General features: G+C 44.1%; 17 protein-coding genes and 3 pseudogenes. 10 read left to right on the top strand and 10 right to left on the bottom strand.

Annotated elements, in window-relative coordinates; genetic code table 11:
- Positions 1–19 precede the first annotated feature (19 nt).
- The 8 genes from M1E86_RS00235 (at position 20) to M1E86_RS00200 (ending at position 11,868) form a co-directional block, all read left to right on the top strand.
- Positions 20–445, top strand: coding sequence for a F0F1 ATP synthase subunit epsilon (locus tag M1E86_RS00235; protein WP_004906291.1), 426 nt, complete (start codon positions 20–22; stop codon positions 443–445).
- A 126-nt stretch (positions 446–571) separates the two neighbouring features.
- Positions 572–1,942, top strand: coding sequence for a bifunctional UDP-N-acetylglucosamine diphosphorylase/glucosamine-1-phosphate N-acetyltransferase GlmU (glmU, locus tag M1E86_RS00230; RefSeq protein WP_125893827.1), 1,371 nt, complete (start codon positions 572–574; stop codon positions 1,940–1,942).
- A 207-nt stretch (positions 1,943–2,149) separates the two neighbouring features.
- Positions 2,150–3,982, top strand: coding sequence for a glutamine--fructose-6-phosphate transaminase (isomerizing) (glmS, locus tag M1E86_RS00225; RefSeq protein WP_213914571.1), 1,833 nt, complete (start codon positions 2,150–2,152; stop codon positions 3,980–3,982).
- 159 nt (positions 3,983–4,141) lie between these two features.
- Complete coding sequence (locus M1E86_RS00220; RefSeq protein ID WP_001029679.1) at positions 4,142–4,963, top strand: TnsA endonuclease N-terminal domain-containing protein; 822 nt, start codon at positions 4,142–4,144, stop codon at positions 4,961–4,963.
- A complete protein-coding gene (locus tag M1E86_RS00215) occupies positions 4,950–7,058 on the top strand; it encodes a DDE-type integrase/transposase/recombinase (RefSeq protein ID WP_000267723.1) in 2,109 nt (702 codons plus the stop codon). The genes M1E86_RS00220 and M1E86_RS00215 overlap by 14 nt, the downstream gene beginning before the upstream one ends.
- Positions 7,055–8,722 (top strand): AAA family ATPase, encoded by a 1,668-nt coding sequence (locus tag M1E86_RS00210; protein WP_001276994.1) that lies wholly within the window; start codon positions 7,055–7,057, stop codon positions 8,720–8,722. Before M1E86_RS00215 ends, M1E86_RS00210 begins: the two co-directional genes overlap by 4 nt.
- Before the next feature lie 2 nt (positions 8,723–8,724).
- Positions 8,725–10,251 carry a TnsD family Tn7-like transposition protein gene (locus M1E86_RS00205; RefSeq protein WP_001243518.1) on the top strand — a complete coding sequence of 509 codons (1,527 nt, stop codon included), beginning with the start codon at positions 8,725–8,727 and terminating at the stop codon, positions 10,249–10,251.
- A complete protein-coding gene (locus M1E86_RS00200; protein WP_000251879.1) occupies positions 10,252–11,868 on the top strand; it encodes a Tn7-like element transposition protein TnsE in 1,617 nt (538 codons plus the stop codon).
- Between the two features lie 55 nt (positions 11,869–11,923).
- Here M1E86_RS00200 and M1E86_RS00195 read toward each other — a convergent pair.
- The 8 genes and pseudogenes from M1E86_RS00195 to dfrA1 form a co-directional block, all read right to left on the bottom strand.
- Positions 11,924–12,076 (bottom strand): annotated as a pseudogene (locus M1E86_RS00195) (IS256 family transposase); the annotation flags it as partial.
- Positions 12,077–12,098: 22 nt separating this feature from the next.
- Entirely contained in the window at positions 12,099–12,476 is a 378-nt protein-coding gene (locus M1E86_RS00190; RefSeq protein ID WP_001271300.1) for a hypothetical protein, read from the bottom strand.
- 409 nt (positions 12,477–12,885) lie between these two features.
- Complete coding sequence (locus M1E86_RS00185) at positions 12,886–13,257, bottom strand: hypothetical protein (protein WP_000119696.1); 372 nt, start codon at positions 13,255–13,257, stop codon at positions 12,886–12,888.
- 60 nt (positions 13,258–13,317) lie between these two features.
- Positions 13,318–13,815: a hypothetical protein gene (locus M1E86_RS00180; RefSeq protein WP_001444089.1), complete on the bottom strand. Its 498-nt coding sequence runs from the start codon at positions 13,813–13,815 to the stop codon at positions 13,318–13,320.
- Positions 13,816–13,843: 28 nt separating this feature from the next.
- Positions 13,844–14,679, bottom strand: a pseudogene (gene aadA1 / locus M1E86_RS00175) (ANT(3'')-Ia family aminoglycoside nucleotidyltransferase AadA1).
- 57 nt (positions 14,680–14,736) lie between these two features.
- Positions 14,737–15,261 carry a streptothricin N-acetyltransferase Sat2 gene (gene sat2, locus M1E86_RS00170; protein ID WP_000704156.1) on the bottom strand — a complete coding sequence of 175 codons (525 nt, stop codon included), beginning with the start codon at positions 15,259–15,261 and terminating at the stop codon, positions 14,737–14,739.
- Positions 15,262–15,332: 71 nt separating this feature from the next.
- Positions 15,333–15,965: a type B-2 chloramphenicol O-acetyltransferase CatB2 gene (locus M1E86_RS00165; RefSeq protein ID WP_012477387.1), complete on the bottom strand. Its 633-nt coding sequence runs from the start codon at positions 15,963–15,965 to the stop codon at positions 15,333–15,335.
- 129 nt (positions 15,966–16,094) lie between these two features.
- Entirely contained in the window at positions 16,095–16,568 is a 474-nt protein-coding gene (gene dfrA1, locus M1E86_RS00160) for a trimethoprim-resistant dihydrofolate reductase DfrA1 (protein WP_000777554.1), read from the bottom strand.
- Positions 16,569–16,899: 331 nt separating this feature from the next.
- On the opposite strand from dfrA1, the pseudogene intI2 reads away from it, so the two are divergent.
- Positions 16,900–17,877, top strand: a pseudogene (intI2, locus tag M1E86_RS00155) (class 2 integron integrase IntI2).
- Positions 17,878–18,064: 187 nt separating this feature from the next.
- Here the strand turns inward: intI2 and M1E86_RS00150 are convergent.
- Positions 18,065–18,304, bottom strand: a complete 240-nt coding sequence (locus M1E86_RS00150; RefSeq protein WP_001353740.1) for a BrxA family protein — start codon at positions 18,302–18,304, stop codon at positions 18,065–18,067.
- Between the two features lie 445 nt (positions 18,305–18,749).
- Positions 18,750–18,875, bottom strand: a complete 126-nt coding sequence (locus M1E86_RS00145; RefSeq protein ID WP_426099217.1) for a hypothetical protein — start codon at positions 18,873–18,875, stop codon at positions 18,750–18,752.
- A gap of 150 nt (positions 18,876–19,025) precedes the next feature.
- Between M1E86_RS00145 and M1E86_RS00140 the strand changes: the two genes are divergently transcribed.
- Entirely contained in the window at positions 19,026–20,324 is a 1,299-nt protein-coding gene (locus M1E86_RS00140) for an SLC13 family permease (protein WP_125893824.1), read from the top strand.
- Positions 20,325–20,369: the final 45 nt, after the last annotated feature.

Here is a 20,369-nt window from a genome sequence, read left to right as displayed (position 1 = left end):
CAGCTGACAGGAGGTTGATATGGTAGCTGCAATGACATACCACCTGACTGTAGTAAGTGCTGAAAAACAAATGTTTGAAGGCATGGTACAGAAAATTCAGGTGACAGGTAGTGAAGGTGAGCTGGGGATTTATCCGCAGCATACCCCGCTGCTGACTGCCATAAAACCGGGCATGGTACGTATTACCAAACAGTTTGGTGAAGAAGAGCTAATTTACCTCTCCGGCGGTATTTTAGAAGTACAACCAAATGGTGTTATCGTACTCGCTGATACAGCGATCCGTGGTAAAGATTTAGACGAAGCTCGTGCAGTGGAATCTAAACGCAAAGCGGAAGAACACGTCCGTAAAGCTCACGGCGATGTTGATTATGCTCAGGCATCAGCAGAACTTGCAAAAGCAATAGCGAAACTTCGAGTCATCGAGTTAACTAAAAAGCTAATGTAATGATAGCGGTATAGTAAAAAAAGCCAGTTGGTTAAGTCTAACTGGCTTTTTTATTTGAGCGAAATATGTAGTAATTTATAAAGGAAATAGGTTTACTTTCATCCCTAAGTTGGAGTTTCAGGAAAAATGACTGTGCAAAGAAAAAGTGTCGTGATTTTAGCTGCCGGTAAAGGCACACGGATGTATTCAGAGCTACCTAAAGTTTTGCATTTGCTTGCAGGCAAACCGATGGTTCAGCATGTTATAGATACAGCAAAATCCATTGGTGCATCAGATATTCATCTGGTATACGGACATGGCGGTGATTTACTGAAAGAAAAACTGGGTGAGCAAAACCTCAACTGGGTATTGCAGGCTGAGCAGCTTGGCACTGGCCATGCGATGCAACAAGCTGCACCGTGTTTCCAAGACGATGAAAATATTGTCATGTTATATGGCGATGTACCGTTGATAGCCAAAGATACCTTAGATCGTTTAATCGAAGTGAAGCCAGAAGGTGGTATTGGCTTGTTGACGGTTATTTTAGATAACCCAACAGGGTATGGCCGTATCATTCGTGAAAACAATGAAGTCGTCGGTATTATCGAGCAAAAAGATGCCAGCGAAGAGCAACGTAAAATCCAAGAAATCAACACTGGAATTATGGTTGCCAGTGGCAAAGATTTTAAACGTTGGTTGGCTCAGCTGAACAACGATAACGCACAAGGCGAATATTATATTACTGATATTATTGCATTGGCACATAAAGAAGGTAATAAAATTGCAACCGTTCACCCTAAACATTTAAGTGAGATGGAAGGGGTAAATAACCGCCTACAACTGGCTGCGTTAGAAAGGGTTTATCAGAAAGAACAAGCTGAAAAACTGTTATTAGCCGGCGTGATGTTGATTGACCCTGCACGTTTTGATTTGCGCGGAACGCTGACTCATGGTCGCGATATTATTATTGATACTAACGTGATTATTGAAGGTAATGTCACATTAGGGAATAACGTACATATTCAATCTGGCTGTATTTTGAAAGACTGTGTAATCGGTGATAACTCAGTGATTAGCCCGTATTCAGTCATAGAAAACTCTGAATTATCAGCTGAATGTACGGTTGGTCCTTTTGCTCGTTTACGCCCAGGTGCTAAATTAGCGGCCAAAGCGCACGTAGGTAATTTTGTCGAAATGAAAAATGCTTCTTTAGGTTTAGGTTCTAAAGCGGGTCATTTAAGTTACCTCGGGGATGCGCAAATTGGTGATAACGTCAATATTGGCGCAGGAACCATCACTTGTAATTATGATGGTGCCAATAAACACAAAACCATTATTGGTGACGATGTGTTTGTAGGGTCTGATACTCAGTTAGTTGCGCCAGTTTCTGTTGCCAAAGGTGCAACAATAGGTGCTGGCACGACGGTAACGCGTGATGTGAATGAAGACGAACTTGTCGTTAGCCGTGTAAAGCAAATGCATATTAAAAACTGGCAACGTCCAGTTAAGAAAAAATAAGTAAATTTTGAGGAGAGATAGCGATATCTCTTCTATGATAAAACGCTAATTAAATAGCGAAATTAAAATAGCTACCCAAGGTAGCAACATAAAAATAATATCCCCATTTTCTACAAGGCTGGGGAACAGTGAAAACTGTACAACAATTAGGTTGCGACAAATAAAGGTTTCTCAAGAAAGAAACTTTTTGTCTAGGAATTAAAAAACATGTGTGGAATTGTAGGTGCTGTTGCACAACGTGATATCGCAGAAATTCTGTTAGAAGGTCTTCGTCGTCTTGAGTACCGTGGTTATGATTCAGCCGGTATGGCTGTCGTTGATCACGAAGGACATTTACAACGCTTACGTGAAGTGGGCAAAGTACAAATGTTAGCGGAAGAAGCGGAGAAAAACCCAGTATCGGGTGGAACGGGGATTGCACATACCCGTTGGGCGACTCATGGTATTCCAAGTGAACGCAATGCTCATCCGCATACCTCTGGTTATATTGCGGTTGTTCATAACGGCATTATTGAAAACTATTTAGAACTGAAAGATGAACTGAAAAAACTCGGTTATATCTTTAGTTCAGAAACTGATACCGAAGTGATTGCTCACCTTGTTCACCATGAACAACAAAAAGGTGGCACGCTGGTGGAAGTGGTTCAACGTGTTATCCCACAATTGCGCGGTGCTTACGGTACCGTGATCATGGATAGCCGTATTCCTGACTTATTAGTTGCTGCACGTTCTGGTAGCCCATTGGTTATTGGTTTAGGTGTGGGTGAAAACTTTTTAGCATCAGACCAATTAGCGCTGTTGCCTGTGACTCGTCGCTTTATTTACCTTGAAGAAGGGGATGTTGCTGAAGTTACTCGTCGCACAGTTCGCATTTTTGATAAAAATGGTGAAGCGGTCGATCGCGAGCAAATTGAGTCAAACGTTCAATATGATGCAGGTGATAAAGGCGTCTATCGCCATTACATGCAAAAAGAAATTTACGAACAACCAATGGCAATTAAAAACACCCTTGAAGGGCGTTTTGACAAAGACAATGGTATCGATTTAAGCGAATTAGGCCCTCGTGCGAGTGAAATTTTATCTCAAGTTGAACATATCCAAATCGTCGCATGCGGGACATCCTACAATGCGGGAATGGTTGCACGTTATTGGTTTGAATCTTTAGCCGGTATTCCTTGTGATGTAGAAATTGCTTCTGAGTATCGCTACCGTAACCCCGCACACCGTAAAAACAGCCTGATGATTACGTTGTCTCAATCAGGTGAAACCGCAGATACACTGGCCGCTCTTCGTTTATCAAAAGAATTAGGCTATTTGACATCTTTAGCGGTATGTAACGTGGCAGGTTCTTCACTGGTACGTGAATCTGAATTTGCCCTGATGACCAAGGCAGGAGCCGAAATTGGTGTGGCATCCACTAAAGCATTTACCACGCAGTTAACCGTCTTATTGATGTTAGTTGCGTATATGGGCCGCTTGAAAGGTGCTAACCCTGAGCTCGAAGAAAACATTTCTCACGCTCTACATGCACTGCCTGCACGTATTGAAAGCATGTTATCGCAAGATAAAGTTATCGAGGCATTGGCAGAAGATTTCTCTGATAAACACCACGCGTTATTCTTAGGGCGCGGTGATCAATTCCCTATTGCCGTTGAAGGGGCTCTGAAATTAAAAGAGATTTCTTACATTCACGCAGAAGCGTATGCCGCGGGTGAATTAAAGCATGGCCCATTAGCGCTAATTGATGCTGATATGCCTGTTATCATCGTTGCACCTAACAATGAGCTGTTAGAAAAACTCAAATCGAACATTGAGGAAGTCCGTGCGCGTGGTGGTTTGCTGTATGTATTCGCTGACCAAGATGCAGGCTTTGAAGCCAGTGAAAATATGAAAATTGTTTCACTGCCCCATGTTGAAGAGCTGATCGCACCAATTTTCTACACTGTTCCTCTGCAACTGTTGTCTTATCACGTTGCATTGATTAAAGGTACAGACGTTGACCAACCACGTAACTTGGCGAAATCAGTGACGGTTGAGTAATCTCACTCTGATTTAAAAATCCAGCTGTGGGCGGACAATAAAGTCTTAAACTGAACAAAATAGATCTAAACTATGACAATAAAGTCTTAAACTAGACAGAATAGTTGTAAACTGAAATCAGTCCAGTTATGCTGTGAAAAAGCATACTGGACTTTTGTTATGGCTAAAGCAAACTCTTCATTTTCTGAAGTGCAAATTGCCCGTCGTATTAAAGAGGGGCGTGGCCAAGGGCATGGTAAAGACTATATTCCATGGCTAACAGTACAAGAAGTTCCTTCTTCAGGTCGTTCCCACCGTATTTATTCTCATAAGACGGGACGAGTCCATCATTTGCTATCTGACTTAGAGCTTGCTGTTTTTCTCAGTCTTGAGTGGGAGAGCAGCGTGCTAGATATACGCGAGCAGTTCCCCTTATTACCTAGTGATACCAGGCAGATTGCAATAGATAGTGGTATTAAGCATCCTGTTATTCGTGGTGTAGATCAGGTTATGTCTACTGATTTTTTAGTGGACTGCAAAGATGGTCCTTTTGAGCAGTTTGCTATTCAAGTCAAACCTGCAGCAGCCTTACAAGACGAGCGTACCTTAGAAAAACTAGAACTAGAGCGTCGCTATTGGCAGCAAAAGCAAATTCCTTGGTTCATTTTTACTGATAAAGAAATAAATCCCGTAGTAAAAGAAAATATTGAATGGCTTTATTCAGTGAAAACAGAAGAAGTTTCTGCGGAGCTTTTAGCACAACTATCCCCATTGGCCCATATCCTGCAAGAAAAAGGAGATGAAAACATTATCAATGTCTGTAAGCAGGTTGATATTGCTTATGATTTGGAGTTAGGCAAAACATTGAGTGAGATACGAGCCTTAACCGCAAATGGTTTTATTAAGTTCAATATTTATAAGTCTTTCAGGGCAAATAAGTGTGCAGATCTCTGTATTAGCCAAGTAGTGAATATGGAGGAGTTGCGCTATGTGGCAAATTAATGAGGTTGTGCTATTTGATAATGATCCGTATCGCATTTTGGCTATAGAGGATGGCCAAGTTGTCTGGATGCAAATAAGCGCTGATAAAGGAGTTCCACAAGCTAGGGCTGAGTTGTTGCTAATGCAGTATTTAGATGAAGGCCGCTTAGTTAGAACTGATGACCCTTATGTACATCTTGATTTAGAAGAGCCGTCTGTAGATTCTGTCAGCTTCCAGAAGCGCGAGGAGGATTATCGAAAAATTCTTCCTATTATTAATAGTAAGGATCGTTTCGACCCTAAAGTCAGAAGCGAACTCGTTGAGCATGTGGTCCAAGAACATAAGGTTACTAAGGCTACAGTTTATAAGTTGTTACGCCGTTACTGGCAGCGTGGTCAAACGCCTAATGCATTAATTCCTGACTACAAAAACAGCGGTGCACCAGGGGAAAGACGTTCAGCGACAGGAACAGCAAAGATTGGCCGAGCCAGAGAATATGGTAAGGGTGAAGGAACCAAGGTAACGCCCGAGATTGAACGCCTTTTTAGGTTGACCATAGAAAAGCACCTGTTAAATCAAAAAGGTACAAAGACCACCGTTGCCTATAGACGATTTGTGGACTTGTTTGCTCAGTATTTTCCTCGCATTCCCCAAGAGGATTACCCAACACTACGTCAGTTTCGTTATTTTTATGATCGAGAATACCCTAAAGCTCAGCGCTTAAAGTCTAGAGTTAAAGCAGGGGTATATAAAAAAGACGTACGACCCTTAAGTAGTACAGCCACTTCTCAGGCGTTAGGCCCTGGGAGTCGTTATGAGATTGATGCCACGATTGCTGATATTTATTTAGTGGATCATCATGATCGCCAAAAAATCATAGGAAGACCAACGCTTTACATTGTGATTGATGTGTTTAGTCGGATGATCACGGGCTTTTATATCGGCTTTGAAAATCCGTCTTATGTGGTGGCGATGCAGGCTTTTGTAAATGCTTGCTCTGACAAAACGGCCATTTGTGCCCAGCATGATATTGAGATTAGTAGCTCAGACTGGCCGTGTGTAGGTTTGCCAGATGTGTTGCTAGCGGACCGTGGCGAATTAATGAGTCATCAGGTCGAAGCCTTAGTTTCTAGTTTTAATGTGCGAGTGGAAAGTGCTCCACCTAGACGTGGCGATGCTAAAGGCATAGTGGAAAGCACTTTTAGAACACTACAAGCCGAGTTTAAGTCCTTTGCACCTGGCATTGTAGAGGGCAGTCGGATCAAAAGCCATGGTGAAACAGACTATAGGTTAGATGCATCTCTGTCGGTATTTGAGTTCACACAAATTATTTTGCGTACGATCTTATTCAGAAATAACCATCTGGTGATGGATAAATACGATCGAGATGCTGATTTTCCTACAGATTTACCGTCTATTCCTGTCCAGCTATGGCAATGGGGTATGCAGCATCGTACAGGTAGTTTAAGGGCTGTGGAGCAAGAGCAGTTGCGAGTAGCGTTACTGCCTCGCCGAAAGGTCTCTATTTCTTCATTTGGCGTTAATTTGTGGGGTTTGTATTACTCGGGGTCAGAGATTCTGCGTGAGGGTTGGTTGCAGCGGAGCACTGATATAGCTAGACCTCAACATTTAGAAGCGGCTTATGACCCAGTGCTGGTTGATACGATTTATTTGTTTCCGCAAGTTGGCAGCCGTGTATTTTGGCGCTGTAATCTGACGGAACGTAGTCGGCAGTTTAAAGGTCTCTCATTTTGGGAGGTTTGGGATATACAAGCACAAGAAAAACACAATAAAGCCAATGCGAAGCAGGATGAGTTAACTAAACGCAGGGAGCTTGAGGCGTTTATTCAGCAAACCATTCAGAAAGCGAATAAGTTAACGCCCAGTACTACTGAGCCCAAATCAACACGCATTAAGCAGATTAAAACTAATAAAAAAGAAGCCGTGACCTCGGAGCGTAAAAAACGTGCGGAGCATTTGAAGCCAAGCTCTTCAGGTGATGAGGCTAAAGTTATTCCTTTCAACGCAGTGGAAGCGGATGATCAAGAAGATTACAGCCTACCCACATACGTGCCTGAATTATTTCAGGATCCACCAGAAAAGGATGAGTCATGAGTGCTACCCGGATTCAAGCAGTTTATCGTGATACGGGGGTAGAGGCTTATCGTGATAATCCTTTTATCGAGGCCTTACCACCATTACAAGAGTCAGTGAATAGTGCTGCATCACTGAAATCCTCTTTACAGCTTACTTCCTCTGACTTGCAAAAGTCCCGTGTTATCAGAGCTCATACCATTTGTCGTATTCCAGATGACTATTTTCAGCCATTAGGTACGCATTTGCTACTAAGTGAGCGTATTTCGGTCATGATTCGAGGTGGCTACGTAGGCAGAAATCCTAAAACAGGAGATTTACAAAAGCATTTACAAAATGGTTATGAGCGTGTTCAAACGGGAGAGTTGGAGACATTTCGCTTTGAGGAGGCACGATCTACGGCACAAAGCTTATTGTTAATTGGTTGTTCTGGTAGTGGGAAGACGACCTCTCTTCATCGTATTCTAGCCACGTATCCTCAGGTGATTTACCATCGTGAACTCAATGTAGAGCAGGTGGTGTATTTGAAAATAGACTGCTCGCATAATGGTTCGCTAAAAGAAATCTGCTTGAATTTTTTCAGAGCGTTGGATCGAGCCTTGGGCTCGAACTATGAGCGTCGTTATGGCTTAAAACGTCATGGTATAGAAACCATGTTGGCTTTGATGTCGCAAATAGCCAATGCACATGCTTTAGGGTTGTTGGTTATTGATGAAATTCAGCATTTAAGCCGCTCTCGTTCGGGTGGATCTCAAGAGATGCTGAACTTTTTTGTGACGATGGTGAATATTATTGGCGTACCAGTGATGTTGATTGGTACCCCTAAAGCACGAGAGATTTTTGAGGCTGATTTGCGGTCTGCACGTAGAGGGGCAGGGTTTGGAGCTATATTCTGGGATCCTATACAACAAACGCAACGTGGAAAGCCCAATCAAGAGTGGATCGCTTTTACGGATAATCTTTGGCAATTACAGCTTTTACAACGCAAAGATGCGCTGTTATCGGATGAGGTCCGTGATGTGTGGTATGAGCTAAGCCAAGGAGTGATGGACATTGTAGTAAAACTTTTTGTACTCGCTCAGCTCCGTGCGCTAGCTTTAGGCAATGAGCGTATTACCGCTGGTTTATTGCGGCAAGTGTATCAAGATGAGTTAAAGCCTGTGCACCCCATGCTAGAGGCATTACGCTCGGGTATCCCAGAACGCATTGCTCGTTATTCTGATCTAGTCGTTCCCGAGATTGATAAACGGTTAATCCAACTTCAGCTAGATATCGCAGCGATACAAGAACAAACACCAGAAGAAAAAGCCCTTCAAGAGTTAGATACCGAAGATCAGCGTCATTTATATCTGATGCTGAAAGAGGATTACGATTCAAGCCTGTTAATTCCCACTATTAAAAAAGCGTTTAGCCAGAATCCAACGATGACAAGACAAAAGTTACTGCCTCTTGTTTTGCAGTGGTTGATGGAAGGCGAAACGGTAGTGTCAGAACTAGAAAAGCCCTCCAAGAGTAAAAAGGTTTCGGCTATAAAGGTAGTCAAGCCCAGCGACTGGGATAGCTTGCCTGATACGGATTTACGTTATATCTATTCACAACGCCAACCTGAAAAAACCATGCATGAACGGTTAAAAGGGAAAGGGGTAATAGTGGATATGGCGAGCTTATTTAAACAAGCAGGTTAGCCATGAGAAACTTTCCTGTTCCGTACTCGAATGAGCTGATTTATAGCACTATTGCACGGGCAGGCGTTTATCAAGGGATTGTTAGTCCTAAGCAGCTGTTGGATGAGGTGTATGGCAACCGCAAGGTGGTCGCTACCTTAGGTCTGCCCTCGCATTTAGGTGTGATAGCAAGACATCTACATCAAACAGGACGTTACGCTGTTCAGCAGCTTATTTATGAGCATACCTTATTCCCTTTATATGCTCCGTTTGTAGGCAAGGAGCGCCGAGACGAAGCTATTCGGTTAATGGAGTACCAAGCGCAAGGTGCGGTGCATTTAATGCTAGGAGTCGCTGCTTCTAGAGTTAAGAGCGATAACCGCTTTAGATACTGCCCTGATTGCGTTGCTCTTCAGCTAAATAGGTATGGGGAAGCCTTTTGGCAACGAGATTGGTATTTGCCCGCTTTGCCATATTGTCCAAAACACGGTGCTTTAGTCTTCTTTGATAGAGCTGTAGATGATCACCGACATCAATTTTGGGCTTTGGGTCATACTGAGCTGCTTTCAGACTACCCCAAAGACTCCCTATCTCAATTAACAGCACTAGCTGCTTATATAGCCCCTCTGTTAGATGCTCCACGAGCGCAAGAGCTTTCCCCAAGCCTTGAGCAGTGGACGCTGTTTTATCAGCGCTTAGCGCAGGATCTAGGGCTAACCAAAAGCAAGCACATTCGTCATGACTTGGTGGCGGAGAGAGTGAGGCAGACTTTTAGTGATGAGGCACTAGAGAAACTGGATTTAAAGTTGGCAGAGAACAAGGACACGTGTTGGCTGAAAAGTATATTCCGTAAGCATAGAAAAGCCTTTAGTTATTTACAGCATAGTATTGTGTGGCAAGCCTTATTGCCAAAACTAACGGTTATAGAAGCGCTACAGCAGGCAAGTGCTCTTACTGAGCACTCTATAACGACAAGACCTGTTAGCCAGTCTGTGCAACCTAACTCTGAAGATTTATCTGTTAAGCATAAAGACTGGCAGCAACTAGTGCATAAATACCAAGGAATTAAGGCGGCAAGACAGTCTTTAGAGGGTGGGGTGCTATACGCTTGGCTTTACCGACATGACAGGGATTGGCTAGTTCACTGGAATCAACAGCATCAACAAGAGCGTCTGGCACCCGCCCCTAGAGTTGATTGGAACCAAAGAGATCGAATTGCTGTACGACAACTATTAAGAATCATAAAGCGTCTAGATAGTAGCCTTGATCACCCAAGAGCGACATCGAGCTGGCTGTTAAAGCAAACTCCTAACGGAACCTCTCTTGCAAAAAATCTACAGAAACTGCCTTTGGTAGCGCTTTGCTTAAAGCGTTACTCAGAGAGTGTGGAAGATTATCAAATTAGACGGATTAGCCAAGCTTTTATTAAGCTTAAACAGGAAGATGTTGAGCTTAGGCGCTGGCGATTATTAAGAAGTGCAACGTTATCTAAAGAGCGGATAACTGAGGAAGCACAAAGATTCTTGGAAATGGTTTATGGGGAAGAGTGAGTGGTTAGGCTAGCTACATTTAATGACAATGTGCAGGTTGTACATATTGGTCATTTATTCCGTAACTCGGGTCATAAGGAGTGGCGTATTTTTGTTTGGTTTAATCCAATGCAAGAACGGAAATGGACTCGATTTACTCATTTGCCTTTATTAAGTCGAGCTAAGGTGGTTAACAGTACAACAAAGCAAATAAATAAGGCGGATCGTGTGATTGAGTTTGAAGCATCGGATCTTCAACGAGCCAAAATAATCGATTTTCCTAATCTCTCGTCCTTTGCTTCCGTACGCAACAAGGATGGAGCGCAGAGTTCATTTATTTACGAAGCTGAAACACCATATAGCAAGACTCGTTATCACATCCCACAGTTAGAGCTAGCTCGGTCATTATTTTTAATTAACTCCTATTTCTGTCGAAGCTGTTTGAGCAGTACCGCTTTACAGCAAGAGTTCGACGTTCAGTATGAGGTTGAGCGAGATCATTTAGAGATAAGGATCTTACCCAGTTCATCGTTTCCTAAAGGGGCGTTAGAGCAGTCGGCCGTAGTGCAGCTTTTGGTTTGGTTGTTTTCGGATCAAGATGTTATGGATTCGTATGAAAGTATTTTTAGGCACTATCAACAAAATAGAGAAATTAAGAACGGCGTTGAAAGCTGGTGCTTTAGCTTTGACCCTCCGCCCATGCAGGGTTGGAAATTACATGTAAAAGGACGTTCTTCTAACGAGGATAAGGATTATTTAGTTGAGGAAATAGTAGGTTTAGAAATCAACGCTATGCTTCCTAGCACAACAGCTATTAGCCATGCCTCTTTTCAGGAAAAGGAGGCAGGTGATGGTAGTACGCAGCACATAGCGGTTTCAACAGAGTCAGTTGTTGATGATGAGCATCTACAGTTGGACGATGAGGAAACAGCCAATATAGACACAGACACACGAGTCATAGAGGCTGAGCCGACATGGATAAGTTTTAGTAGACCTAGTCGAATTGAAAAATCTCGCAGGGCAAGAAAAAGTAGCCAAACTATTTTAGAAAAAGAAGAAGCAACAACAAGTGAAAATAGTAATTTGGTTAGTACTGATGAGCCACACTTAGGTGGTGTCCTAGCAGCGGCAGATGTGGGTGGGAAGCAGGATGCAACCAATTACAACTCTATTTTTGCTAATCGATTTGCTGCTTTTGATGAGCTACTTTCAATTCTAAAAACTAAATTTGCATGTCGGGTGCTTTTTGAAGAAACCTTGGTTTTGCCAAAAGTTGGGCGTAGCCGATTACATCTGTGTAAAGATGGCTCACCAAGAGTGATTAAAGCCGTTGGGGTGCAACGTAATGGCAGTGAATTTGTATTGCTAGAGGTGGATGCATCGGATGGGGTGAAAATGCTTTCTACCAAAGTGTTGAGTGGCGTTGATAGCGAAACATGGCGGAATGATTTTGAAAAGATACGGCGTGGAGTGGTGAAGAGCTCATTGAATTGGCCAAATAGTTTGTTTGATCAATTATATGGACAAGACGGGCATAGAGGGGTGAATCATCCAAAGGGGTTGGGGGAGCTGCAAGTATCGAGAGAGGATATGGAAGGGTGGGCTGAGAGAGTGGTTAGAGAGCAATTTACGCATTAAAGGAATGACTGAAAGAGCCTGTAAACCCTTTTGTGTAAGTGCTTTTGCCGGTCAGTTAAAGGTGGCCATTTAAACGGTCACCAAATTCGATCATAAAACGGTTCATGGCCGGCTTCCAGTTGCGGATCGGCATCGTCCATTTCTTGGTCGCCGCCTGGATAGCCAGGTACACCACCTTCATCGCTGATTCGTCCGTAGGGAACACCTTGAGTTCATATTAATGGAATTTTCTACAAATAGCCTCCGTGGTTTTGAGGGGGGATTACAGACGATCCATAGTAGTAATCCAATGAGTTCTTGAGCGCGGCGACATGTTTGGACGCCTTGGCAAAAATTAGAGCCTGCTTGAAGTGCAGGCGAGCACGTGCTTGGACGATTGATCCATTCGCGGTCAAAAACTCAATCTTGGATGACAGCGTGTCAGGAAATCCAATATCGAAGTCCCGCCCCGTGTCAAAGTAGGGCATTTCATGATCAAAGGACGAAGCTTCCCAGGCCACTTCCCTAATATTCCAGCCGCTAGAAACAAGATTTCGTACGACTTCATCAACTTTTTTGCTTTCCAACTTGTCACAAAGTGCATAGGCAAGAGCTTTGGCGGCAGACACGTGCGTTTCCTCTTAAACATAGGTCGAACGGATACCCGAGGCAAAGCGGAGCATTAGTCCCAAAGCATCTCCGGTAGATCCGGAGGCTCCATACTGAAGGCATGGCATCTTGGGCATTGATATTTGAAACTTCTCTCTAGATAGCAGGGATTTCTTGGCCTTGCCTCATGCTGATAGCTTGTAAATATCACACGATCCTTAGCCCCACAAAGTGAGCATACTCCGTAGCTTTCATTTATAGAAATCGTCGTTAGATTGTCGCAGCATGTGCACGTTCCGACTATTTGCTCAGGAAGCATCGCCATACCTTGGCCTAGGTAAAGAAGATCAGACTCGTAGCCACATCGGTGGCAACTGAGCTTGTACGCAATGCCCATCTGGTTGTCTCACCTGAATCGTAACGTCAGAGCTATTCATCCATCCATTCGGCATCAATGTATGCCACTAAGCCGACCAGCTGACCGTTTGGACTGAAGTATGTTGCCTGCACCCCACTTGACATCTCATCAATACCACCGCACTGCGCTAGGCGCCGGTCCCACTTGCCCACAGAAGCGTCAGGATCGGCTGAGTTCCCCAAGACCCTTGTGAGCCATGCCTCCTTTAACTCAACCTCTCGAATGATTGCGTCGGCCAGCTCCTCCGCGTTATCTAGTTCGACATAGTCTGGAATTCGGACGTACGTTCTGAACACAGCTGGATACTTACTTGGGCGATTGTCATACATGACATCAACAATGTACCCGTTTGTGTAACCGTCTCTTGGAGGTTCGTATGACACTAGTGGTTCCCCTCAGCTTGCGACTAGATGTTGAGGCCTAACATTTTATTAGAGAGCAGGCTAGTTGCTTAGATACATGATCTTCAGGCCGTTATCTGTCAGGGCAAGCGAAAATTGGCCATTTATGACGACCAATGCCCCGCAGAAGCTCCCATCTTTGCCGCCATAGACGCCGCGCCCCCCTTTTGGGGTGTAGAACATCCTTTTGCCAGATGTGGAAAAGAAGTTCGTTGTCCCATTGTTGGCAATGACGTAGTAGCCGGCGAAAGTGCGAGACCCATTTGCGCTATATATAAGCCTACGATTTCCGTTGCGACTATTGTCGTAATTGGATGAACTATTATCGTAGTTGCTCTCAGAGTTGTCGTAATTTGATGGACTATTGTCGTAATTGCTTATGGAGTTGTCGTAGTTGCTTGGAGAAATGTCGTAGTTGGATGGGGAGTAGTCATAGGGAAGACGAGCTTCATCCACTAAAACAATTGGCAGGTCAGCAAGTGCCTGCCCCGATGCCATCGCAAGTACGAGGCTTAGAACCACCTTCAACAGATCGCGCATAGTCTTCCCCAGCTCTCTAACGCTTGAGTTAAGCCGCGCCGCGAAGCGGCGTCGGCTTGAACGAATTGTTAGACATTATTTGCCGACTACCTTGGTGATCTCGCCTTTCACGTAGTGAACAAATTCTTCCAACTGATCTGCGCGCGAGGCCAAGCGATCTTCTTGTCCAAGATAAGCCTGCCTAGCTTCAAGTATGACGGGCTGATACTGGGCCGGCAGGCGCTCCATTGCCCAGTCGGCAGCGACATCCTTCGGCGCGATTTTGCCGGTTACTGCGCTGTACCAAATGCGGGACAACGTAAGCACTACATTTCGCTCATCGCCAGCCCAGTCGGGCGGCGAGTTCCATAGCGTTAAGGTTTCATTTAGCGCCTCAAATAGATCCTGTTCAGGAACCGGATCAAAGAGTTCCTCCGCCGCTGGACCTACCAAGGCAACGCTATGTTCTCTTGCTTTTGTCAGCAAGATAGCCAGATCAATGTCGATCGTGGCTGGCTCGAAGATACCTGCAAGAATGTCATTGCGCTGCCATTCTCCAAATTGCAGTTCGCGCTTAGCTGGATAACGCCACGGAATGATGTCGTCGTGCACAACAATGGTGACTTCTACAGCGCGGAGAATCTCGCTCTCTCCAGGGGAAGCCGAAGTTTCCAAAAGGTCGTTGATCAAAGCTCGCCGCGTTGTTTCATCAAGCCTTACGGTCACCGTAACCAGCAAATCAATATCACTGTGTGGCTTCAGGCCGCCATCCACTGCGGAGCCGTACAAATGTACGGCCAGCAACGTCGGTTCGAGATGGCGCTCGATGACGCCAACTACCTCTGATAGTTGAGTCGATACTTCGGCGATCACCGCTTCCCTCATGATGTTTAACTCCTGAATTAAGCCGCGCCGCGAAGCGGTGTCGGCTTGAATGAATTGTTAGGCGTCATCCTGTGCTCCCGAGAACCAGTACCAGTACATCGCTGTTTCGTTCGAGACTTGAGGTCTAGTTTTATACGTGAACAGGTCAATGCCGCCGAGAGTAAAGCCACATTTTGCGTACAAATTGCAGGCAGGTACATTGTTCGTTTGTGTCTCTAATCGTATGCCAAGGAGCTGTCTGCTTAGTGCCCACTTTTTCGCAAATTCGATGAGACTGTGCGCGACTCCTTTGCCTCGGTGCGTGTGCGACACAACAATGTGTTCGATAGAGGCTAGATCGTTCCATGTTGAGTTGAGTTCAATCTTCCCGACAAGCTCTTGGTCGATGAATGCGCCATAGCAAGCAGAGTCTTCATCAGAGTCATCATCCGAGATGTAATCCTTCCGGTAGGGGCTCACACTTCTGGTAGATAGTTCAAAGCCTTGGTCGGATAGGTGCACATCGAACACTTCACGAACAATGAAATGGTTCTCAGCATCCAATGTTTCCGCCACCTGCTCAGGGATCACCGAAATCTTCATATGACGCCTAACGCCACGCTCACCGGCAAATTAGGAGCGCAGCGAGTAATTTGTCCGTGTGTAGCGTATTGTTAGGCGCTTGTGCCTTGCCAGCGACGATACAGGCTGGCAATGCCAGACGAACAAAGAAAAGGCATTGCTTCCTTGATTTGTTCCAGCGGCCAATCCCACCAAGCCATATCTAAAAGCATAGAAATTTCTTCTTCAGAAAAGCGCTTCCTAATCGACTTTGCAGGGTTTCCCCCCACTATGGTGTAGGGTTCCACGTCTTTGGCAACCAAAGCGCGGCTACCTATCACCGCTCCATGCCCGATCTTGATCCCGGGCATGATCATGGCCTCCGAACCGATCCACACATCACTTCCTATAACTGTGTCGCCAGCCCGCTGGAATGCATCGACTGATTTTGCAAACGCGGGCTCCTCGTTCATGTAGAAGAAAGGGAAAGAAGAGACCCAATCATATCGGTGGCCTTGATTCCCAGCCATAATAAAAGCTGCGCCTGATCCGATGGAGCAGAAGCTGCCGATAATCAGCTGATCAACGTCATCACGGTCTGGTAGAAGGTAGCGAGCACAATCATCAAACGAGTGCCCATGGTAATAGCCGGAATAGTAGCTATACCGCCCTACCTTGATGTTCGGATTCTTCACCTGCTCAGTCAGAAGCTTCCCTTTGAAGGGACTCTCAAAATAATTCGTCATAAAATTTGTACCCGAAAATTCTAGAGCGACTCCACGCGTCGCCTAACGCCTGGCACAGCGGATCGCAAACCTGGCGCGGCTTTTGGCACAAAAGGCGTGACAGGTTTGCGAATCCGTTGCTGCCACTTGTTAACCCTTTTGCCAGATTTGGTAACTATAATTTATGTTAGAGGCGAAGTCTTGGGTAAAAACTGGCCTAAAATTGCTGGGGATTTCAGGAAAGTAAACATCACCTTCCGGCTCGATGTCTATTGTAGATATATGTAGTGTATCTACTTGATCGATCAGGCTTTTGTATATCTCCCCACCACCTGAAACAATGACATGATCCGTTATTTTCTTTAGGTTGGTTAAAGCATCTTTAATTGATGGAAAGATCAATACGTTCTCATTGTCAGATGTAAAACTTGAACGTGTTACGACCGCATACTTTCGGTTGGGTAATGCTCCCATTGATTCAAAAGTCTTGCGTCCAACCAACAGCCATTGGTTATAGGTAATAGCTTTAAACAGGAGCTGTTCACCTTTGGCACTCCATGGAATATCAGGGCCATTCCCGATAACTCCATTCTTCGATATAGCTACCATTAGTGATAGTTTCACAATTCTTCCTCAGAGGTTAACATTTTATTAGTAAGCATGCTCGTTTTGTCACCCGCTGATGCTTACCGTTAATTAATATAATCACTTGTATTAAATAGACTTTCTTTAAAAATACAAGACACTCTGTTATTACAAATCGTGCATGCCGTCTATCCTGCTTGCACGATGCACATTATCTCACCCAAAGAACTCATAACATTTTAATTTATTTAGCATTAAATTAAAACTCTACCGGTAAACAAGCATCTCTAGGCGTAAAAAACAGGCACTTTTTTAAATCCCAGCTAGAATAGGCTGTATAGGCAGACAGTTGCAAGACAAGGAGCGTTTTATGTCTAACAGTCCATTTTTAAATTCTATACGCACGGATATGCGACAAAAAGGTTATGCGCTGAAAACTGAAAAAACTTACCTGCACTGGATTAAGCGTTTTATTCTGTTTCACAAAAAACGTCATCCTCAGACCATGGGCAGTGAAGAGGTCAGGCTGTTTTTATCCAGCTTAGCAAACAGCAGACATGTAGCCATAAACACGCAGAAAATCGCTTTAAATGCCCTAGCTTTTTTGTACAACAGGTTTTTACAACAGCCGTTGGGCGATATTGATTATATCCCTGCAAGCAAGCCTAGACGGCTACCCTCTGTTATCTCTGCAAATGAAGTGCAACGCATTTTGCAGGTTATGGATACTCGCAACCAAGTTATTTTTACGCTGCTGTATGGTGCAGGTTTGCGCATTAATGAATGCTTGCGTTTGCGGGTTAAAGATTTTGATTTTGATAATGGCTGCATCACTGTGCATGACGGTAAGGGTGGGAAAAGCAGAAACAGCCTACTGCCCACGCGCCTAATCCCAGCAATAAAATAACTCATTGAGCAAGCGCGGCTTATTCAGCAAGACGACAACTTACAAGGCGTAGGGCCATCGCTGCCTTTTGCTTTAGATCACAAATACCCTTCTGCTTATCGACAAGCGGCGTGGATGTTTGTCTTTCCCTCCAGCACGCTCTGCAACCACCCGTATAACGGCAAATTATGCCGCCATCATCTGCATGACTCCGTTGCGCGAAAGGCATTGAAGGCAGCCGTACAAAAAGCAGGCATCGTTAGCAAGCGTGTCACTTGTCATACATTTCGTCACTCGTTTGCTACGCATCTATTACAAGCGGGGCGTGATATTCGCACTGTGCAAGAACTCTTAGGGCATAACGATGTTAAGACCACGCAAATCTATACGCATGTGTTGGGTCAGCATTTTGCCGGCACCACCAGTCCTGCGGATGGACTGATGCTACTTATCAATCAGTAAAAGTAGATAAATATCTTTATGTAGCCCTGAGTAGCCCCTGATACTTTTTATGGTGAAAAAGATAAACAATCATAGAGGGGATAAATATGAGCCAGTTCTACCATTGTTCAGATAAGTTTAAGCAAGATACTGTCAATCACAGTGACCATTCATGGTCATTACACTTCCTCCAGTTGCCAGACAATGCCTAACATAAAAACGCAAAAGCCCAAAAGTCAGAGCTTAGGTGTTCTAGGCGTTTTCTAAGCGCTGAAGAAATACGTCTTACCGTAGATTGCGTGCGTTTCTGAAGCACATTTTCCTTATACATGGCTTTATCCCAGGCAGCTTCATCAAGCTCTTGGAGTAACAAGCCAGTAATAATGCGACACTCTCGGGTTTGTAGCGAGCCGCTGGTGAGATCGGAGTTATAGCGGAAAGGGGTCATTTGTAATTATTTGTGGGTGGAGGATAGTTAACTTATTATTGTAGTTGGAAGAGGCTGCTTTCCAAACATTAGCACCTCGTAATGCTTGTTACTGTATATTAATTTATGCTCTTAGCGCATGTTAATGGGCTATTACAATGCATAATGTCCACATCAAGATAACTGTGGCTTAACACCTGTACAAGCGAAAAAAATCAATCACCTGTCCGGAAATACGGGATCACTGTAAAGTGTTGGTGAGGCAGTCTAGGAGGGGGATTTAATTTGGGATACTGATGAAAGGATTATGATCAGTTGGATATAGGATCGTACTAAGCTGAGCGGCAGGTTAGCTAGATTAGTTAACCAGATAAGTGAAATCTAGTTCCAAACTATTTTGTCATTTTTAATTTTCGTATTAGCTTACGACGCTACACCCAGTTCCCATCTATTTTGTCACTCTTCCCTAAATAATCCTTAAAAACTCCATTTCCACCCCTCCCAGTTCCCAACTATTTTGTCCGCCCACACCAGCCGGTGTCACTGTAAAAGTACACCGGCTTTTTATTGCCCCTTTATTCTTATTGGCCATTAAATTTTCCCCATTAAGCTATAACAATCCGATGTTTATTAGTTGATTGGGTATGCATCTATTCGCTATCAATTTCACGTATACTTAATTTTCTTGATGCAGTATTGAGCAATAATAAACAACAATAAAAACCAGCAGAAGGTGACGTGGATGGCAGAGATTGAATGGTTGAGTGCGGTTGTCATCGCAATCACGATAGGTTTTTGGGCAACAGGAAAACTACCAGAATATTTAGTCGCATTACTGTTTTTAGCGGCAGCGGCATGTTTACATCTAGCACCAACTAATGTGATTTTCTCGGGGTTCACCTCAGAAGCATTTTGGCTCGTTTTAAGCGGCTTTATTCTTGGGTTTGCCATCAATAAAGTGGGGCTGGCGGAACGTATTGCGCAGCATATCTCAGGGCGTTTTACCAAATCCTGGCTCACACTGATCATTGGCGTGGTGATCCTCGCATATGGGTTGGCATTTATTATGCCGTCGAATATGGGACGAATTGCGTTGCTAATGCCAATTGTGATGGCAATTTCTGACAAAGTCGGATTAGAAAGTGGCAGCCGAGGTCGTATAGGGTTAGCGTTAGCTGTCGGGTTTGGTACATTTCAACTTTCAGCTACGATACTACCTGCTAACGTACCGAATCTAGTTATGGCTGGCGCAATAGAAACCACCTACGGAATAAAACTTTCTTATCTAAACTACCTATTTCTCCATATGCCTATTCTGGGGCTAATTAAAGGTGTTTTAGTCGTTTTATGTATCTATTTTCTATTTCCTGCCAAATTACAGCCGATGGCTGAACAAAAAAAATTACCGTCAATGAGCCGTAATGAGAAAAAATTAGGTCTTATTTTGGCAATAACCTTAATTTTTTGGATAACAGATACCACTCATGGTATTTCTCCTGCATGGGTTGGTTTAGTGGCTGCATGCTTATGTTTGCTGCCAAAAGTGGGGTTTGTGACCAATGATGAATTTGTTCAAGCGGTAAATATTCGCACTTGTATTTATGTGGCGGGGATTTTAAGCCTAGCAACATTAGTGAGTTATTCAAATGTTGGAATGGTAGTGGGTACTTACCTTCAAAAATTATTGCCATTGGATCCCAATAGCCCATTTGTGGATTTTGGTAGCTTAGTTGGATTGACCAGTGGGCTAAACTTTGTCGTAACGGCTAACGGTGTTCCTGCACTGTATACGCCGTTAGCTGAGTCCTTAGCAACGGCAACAGGATTACCATTGATGTCTGTCTTGATGATCCAAGTCATTGGTTATTCAACCCCCTTATTACCTTATCAAGCCTCTCCTATTGTCGTGGCAATGGGGATGGGGAAAGTTCCTTTAAAAGAGGGTATACGTTTATGTATTGTCTTGTTTATTTTGACGTTTTTTTTATTAGTTCCTATTGATTACCTTTGGTTTAAATTATTAGGCGTCATTCCATCCTGATCACTGATACCGTGTTTTACCAATATATTATGGTGATGATCCCCT

The organism is Providencia sp. PROV200 (assembly GCF_049901995.1).
Lineage (GTDB): Bacteria > Pseudomonadota > Gammaproteobacteria > Enterobacterales > Enterobacteriaceae > Providencia > Providencia rettgeri_E.
The sequence above is the reverse complement of the archived record's forward strand: the minus strand, read 5'-3'. Positions and strand labels throughout refer to the sequence as shown.

What these genes read in the sequence shown, in the direction of transcription:
- sat2 (WP_000704156.1), bottom strand. Translation starts at nt 15,261, where the DNA reads ATGAAGATTTCGGTGATCCCTGAGCAGGTGGCGGAAACATTGGATGCT.
- M1E86_RS00235 (WP_004906291.1), top strand. Translation starts at nt 20, where the DNA reads ATGGTAGCTGCAATGACATACCACCTGACTGTAGTAAGTGCTGAAAAA.
- glmU (WP_125893827.1), top strand. Translation starts at nt 572, where the DNA reads ATGACTGTGCAAAGAAAAAGTGTCGTGATTTTAGCTGCCGGTAAAGGC.
- M1E86_RS00215 (WP_000267723.1), top strand. Translation starts at nt 4,950, where the DNA reads ATGTGGCAAATTAATGAGGTTGTGCTATTTGATAATGATCCGTATCGC.
- M1E86_RS00150 (WP_001353740.1), bottom strand. Translation starts at nt 18,304, where the DNA reads ATGACCCCTTTCCGCTATAACTCCGATCTCACCAGCGGCTCGCTACAA.
- M1E86_RS00145 (WP_426099217.1), bottom strand. Translation starts at nt 18,875, where the DNA reads ATGGCCAATAAGAATAAAGGGGCAATAAAAAGCCGGTGTACTTTTACA.
- glmS (WP_213914571.1), top strand. Translation starts at nt 2,150, where the DNA reads ATGTGTGGAATTGTAGGTGCTGTTGCACAACGTGATATCGCAGAAATT.
- M1E86_RS00220 (WP_001029679.1), top strand. Translation starts at nt 4,142, where the DNA reads ATGGCTAAAGCAAACTCTTCATTTTCTGAAGTGCAAATTGCCCGTCGT.
- M1E86_RS00140 (WP_125893824.1), top strand. Translation starts at nt 19,026, where the DNA reads ATGGCAGAGATTGAATGGTTGAGTGCGGTTGTCATCGCAATCACGATA.
- M1E86_RS00165 (WP_012477387.1), bottom strand. Translation starts at nt 15,965, where the DNA reads ATGACGAATTATTTTGAGAGTCCCTTCAAAGGGAAGCTTCTGACTGAG.
- M1E86_RS00210 (WP_001276994.1), top strand. Translation starts at nt 7,055, where the DNA reads ATGAGTGCTACCCGGATTCAAGCAGTTTATCGTGATACGGGGGTAGAG.
- M1E86_RS00180 (WP_001444089.1), bottom strand. Translation starts at nt 13,815, where the DNA reads ATGCGCGATCTGTTGAAGGTGGTTCTAAGCCTCGTACTTGCGATGGCA.
- M1E86_RS00205 (WP_001243518.1), top strand. Translation starts at nt 8,725, where the DNA reads ATGAGAAACTTTCCTGTTCCGTACTCGAATGAGCTGATTTATAGCACT.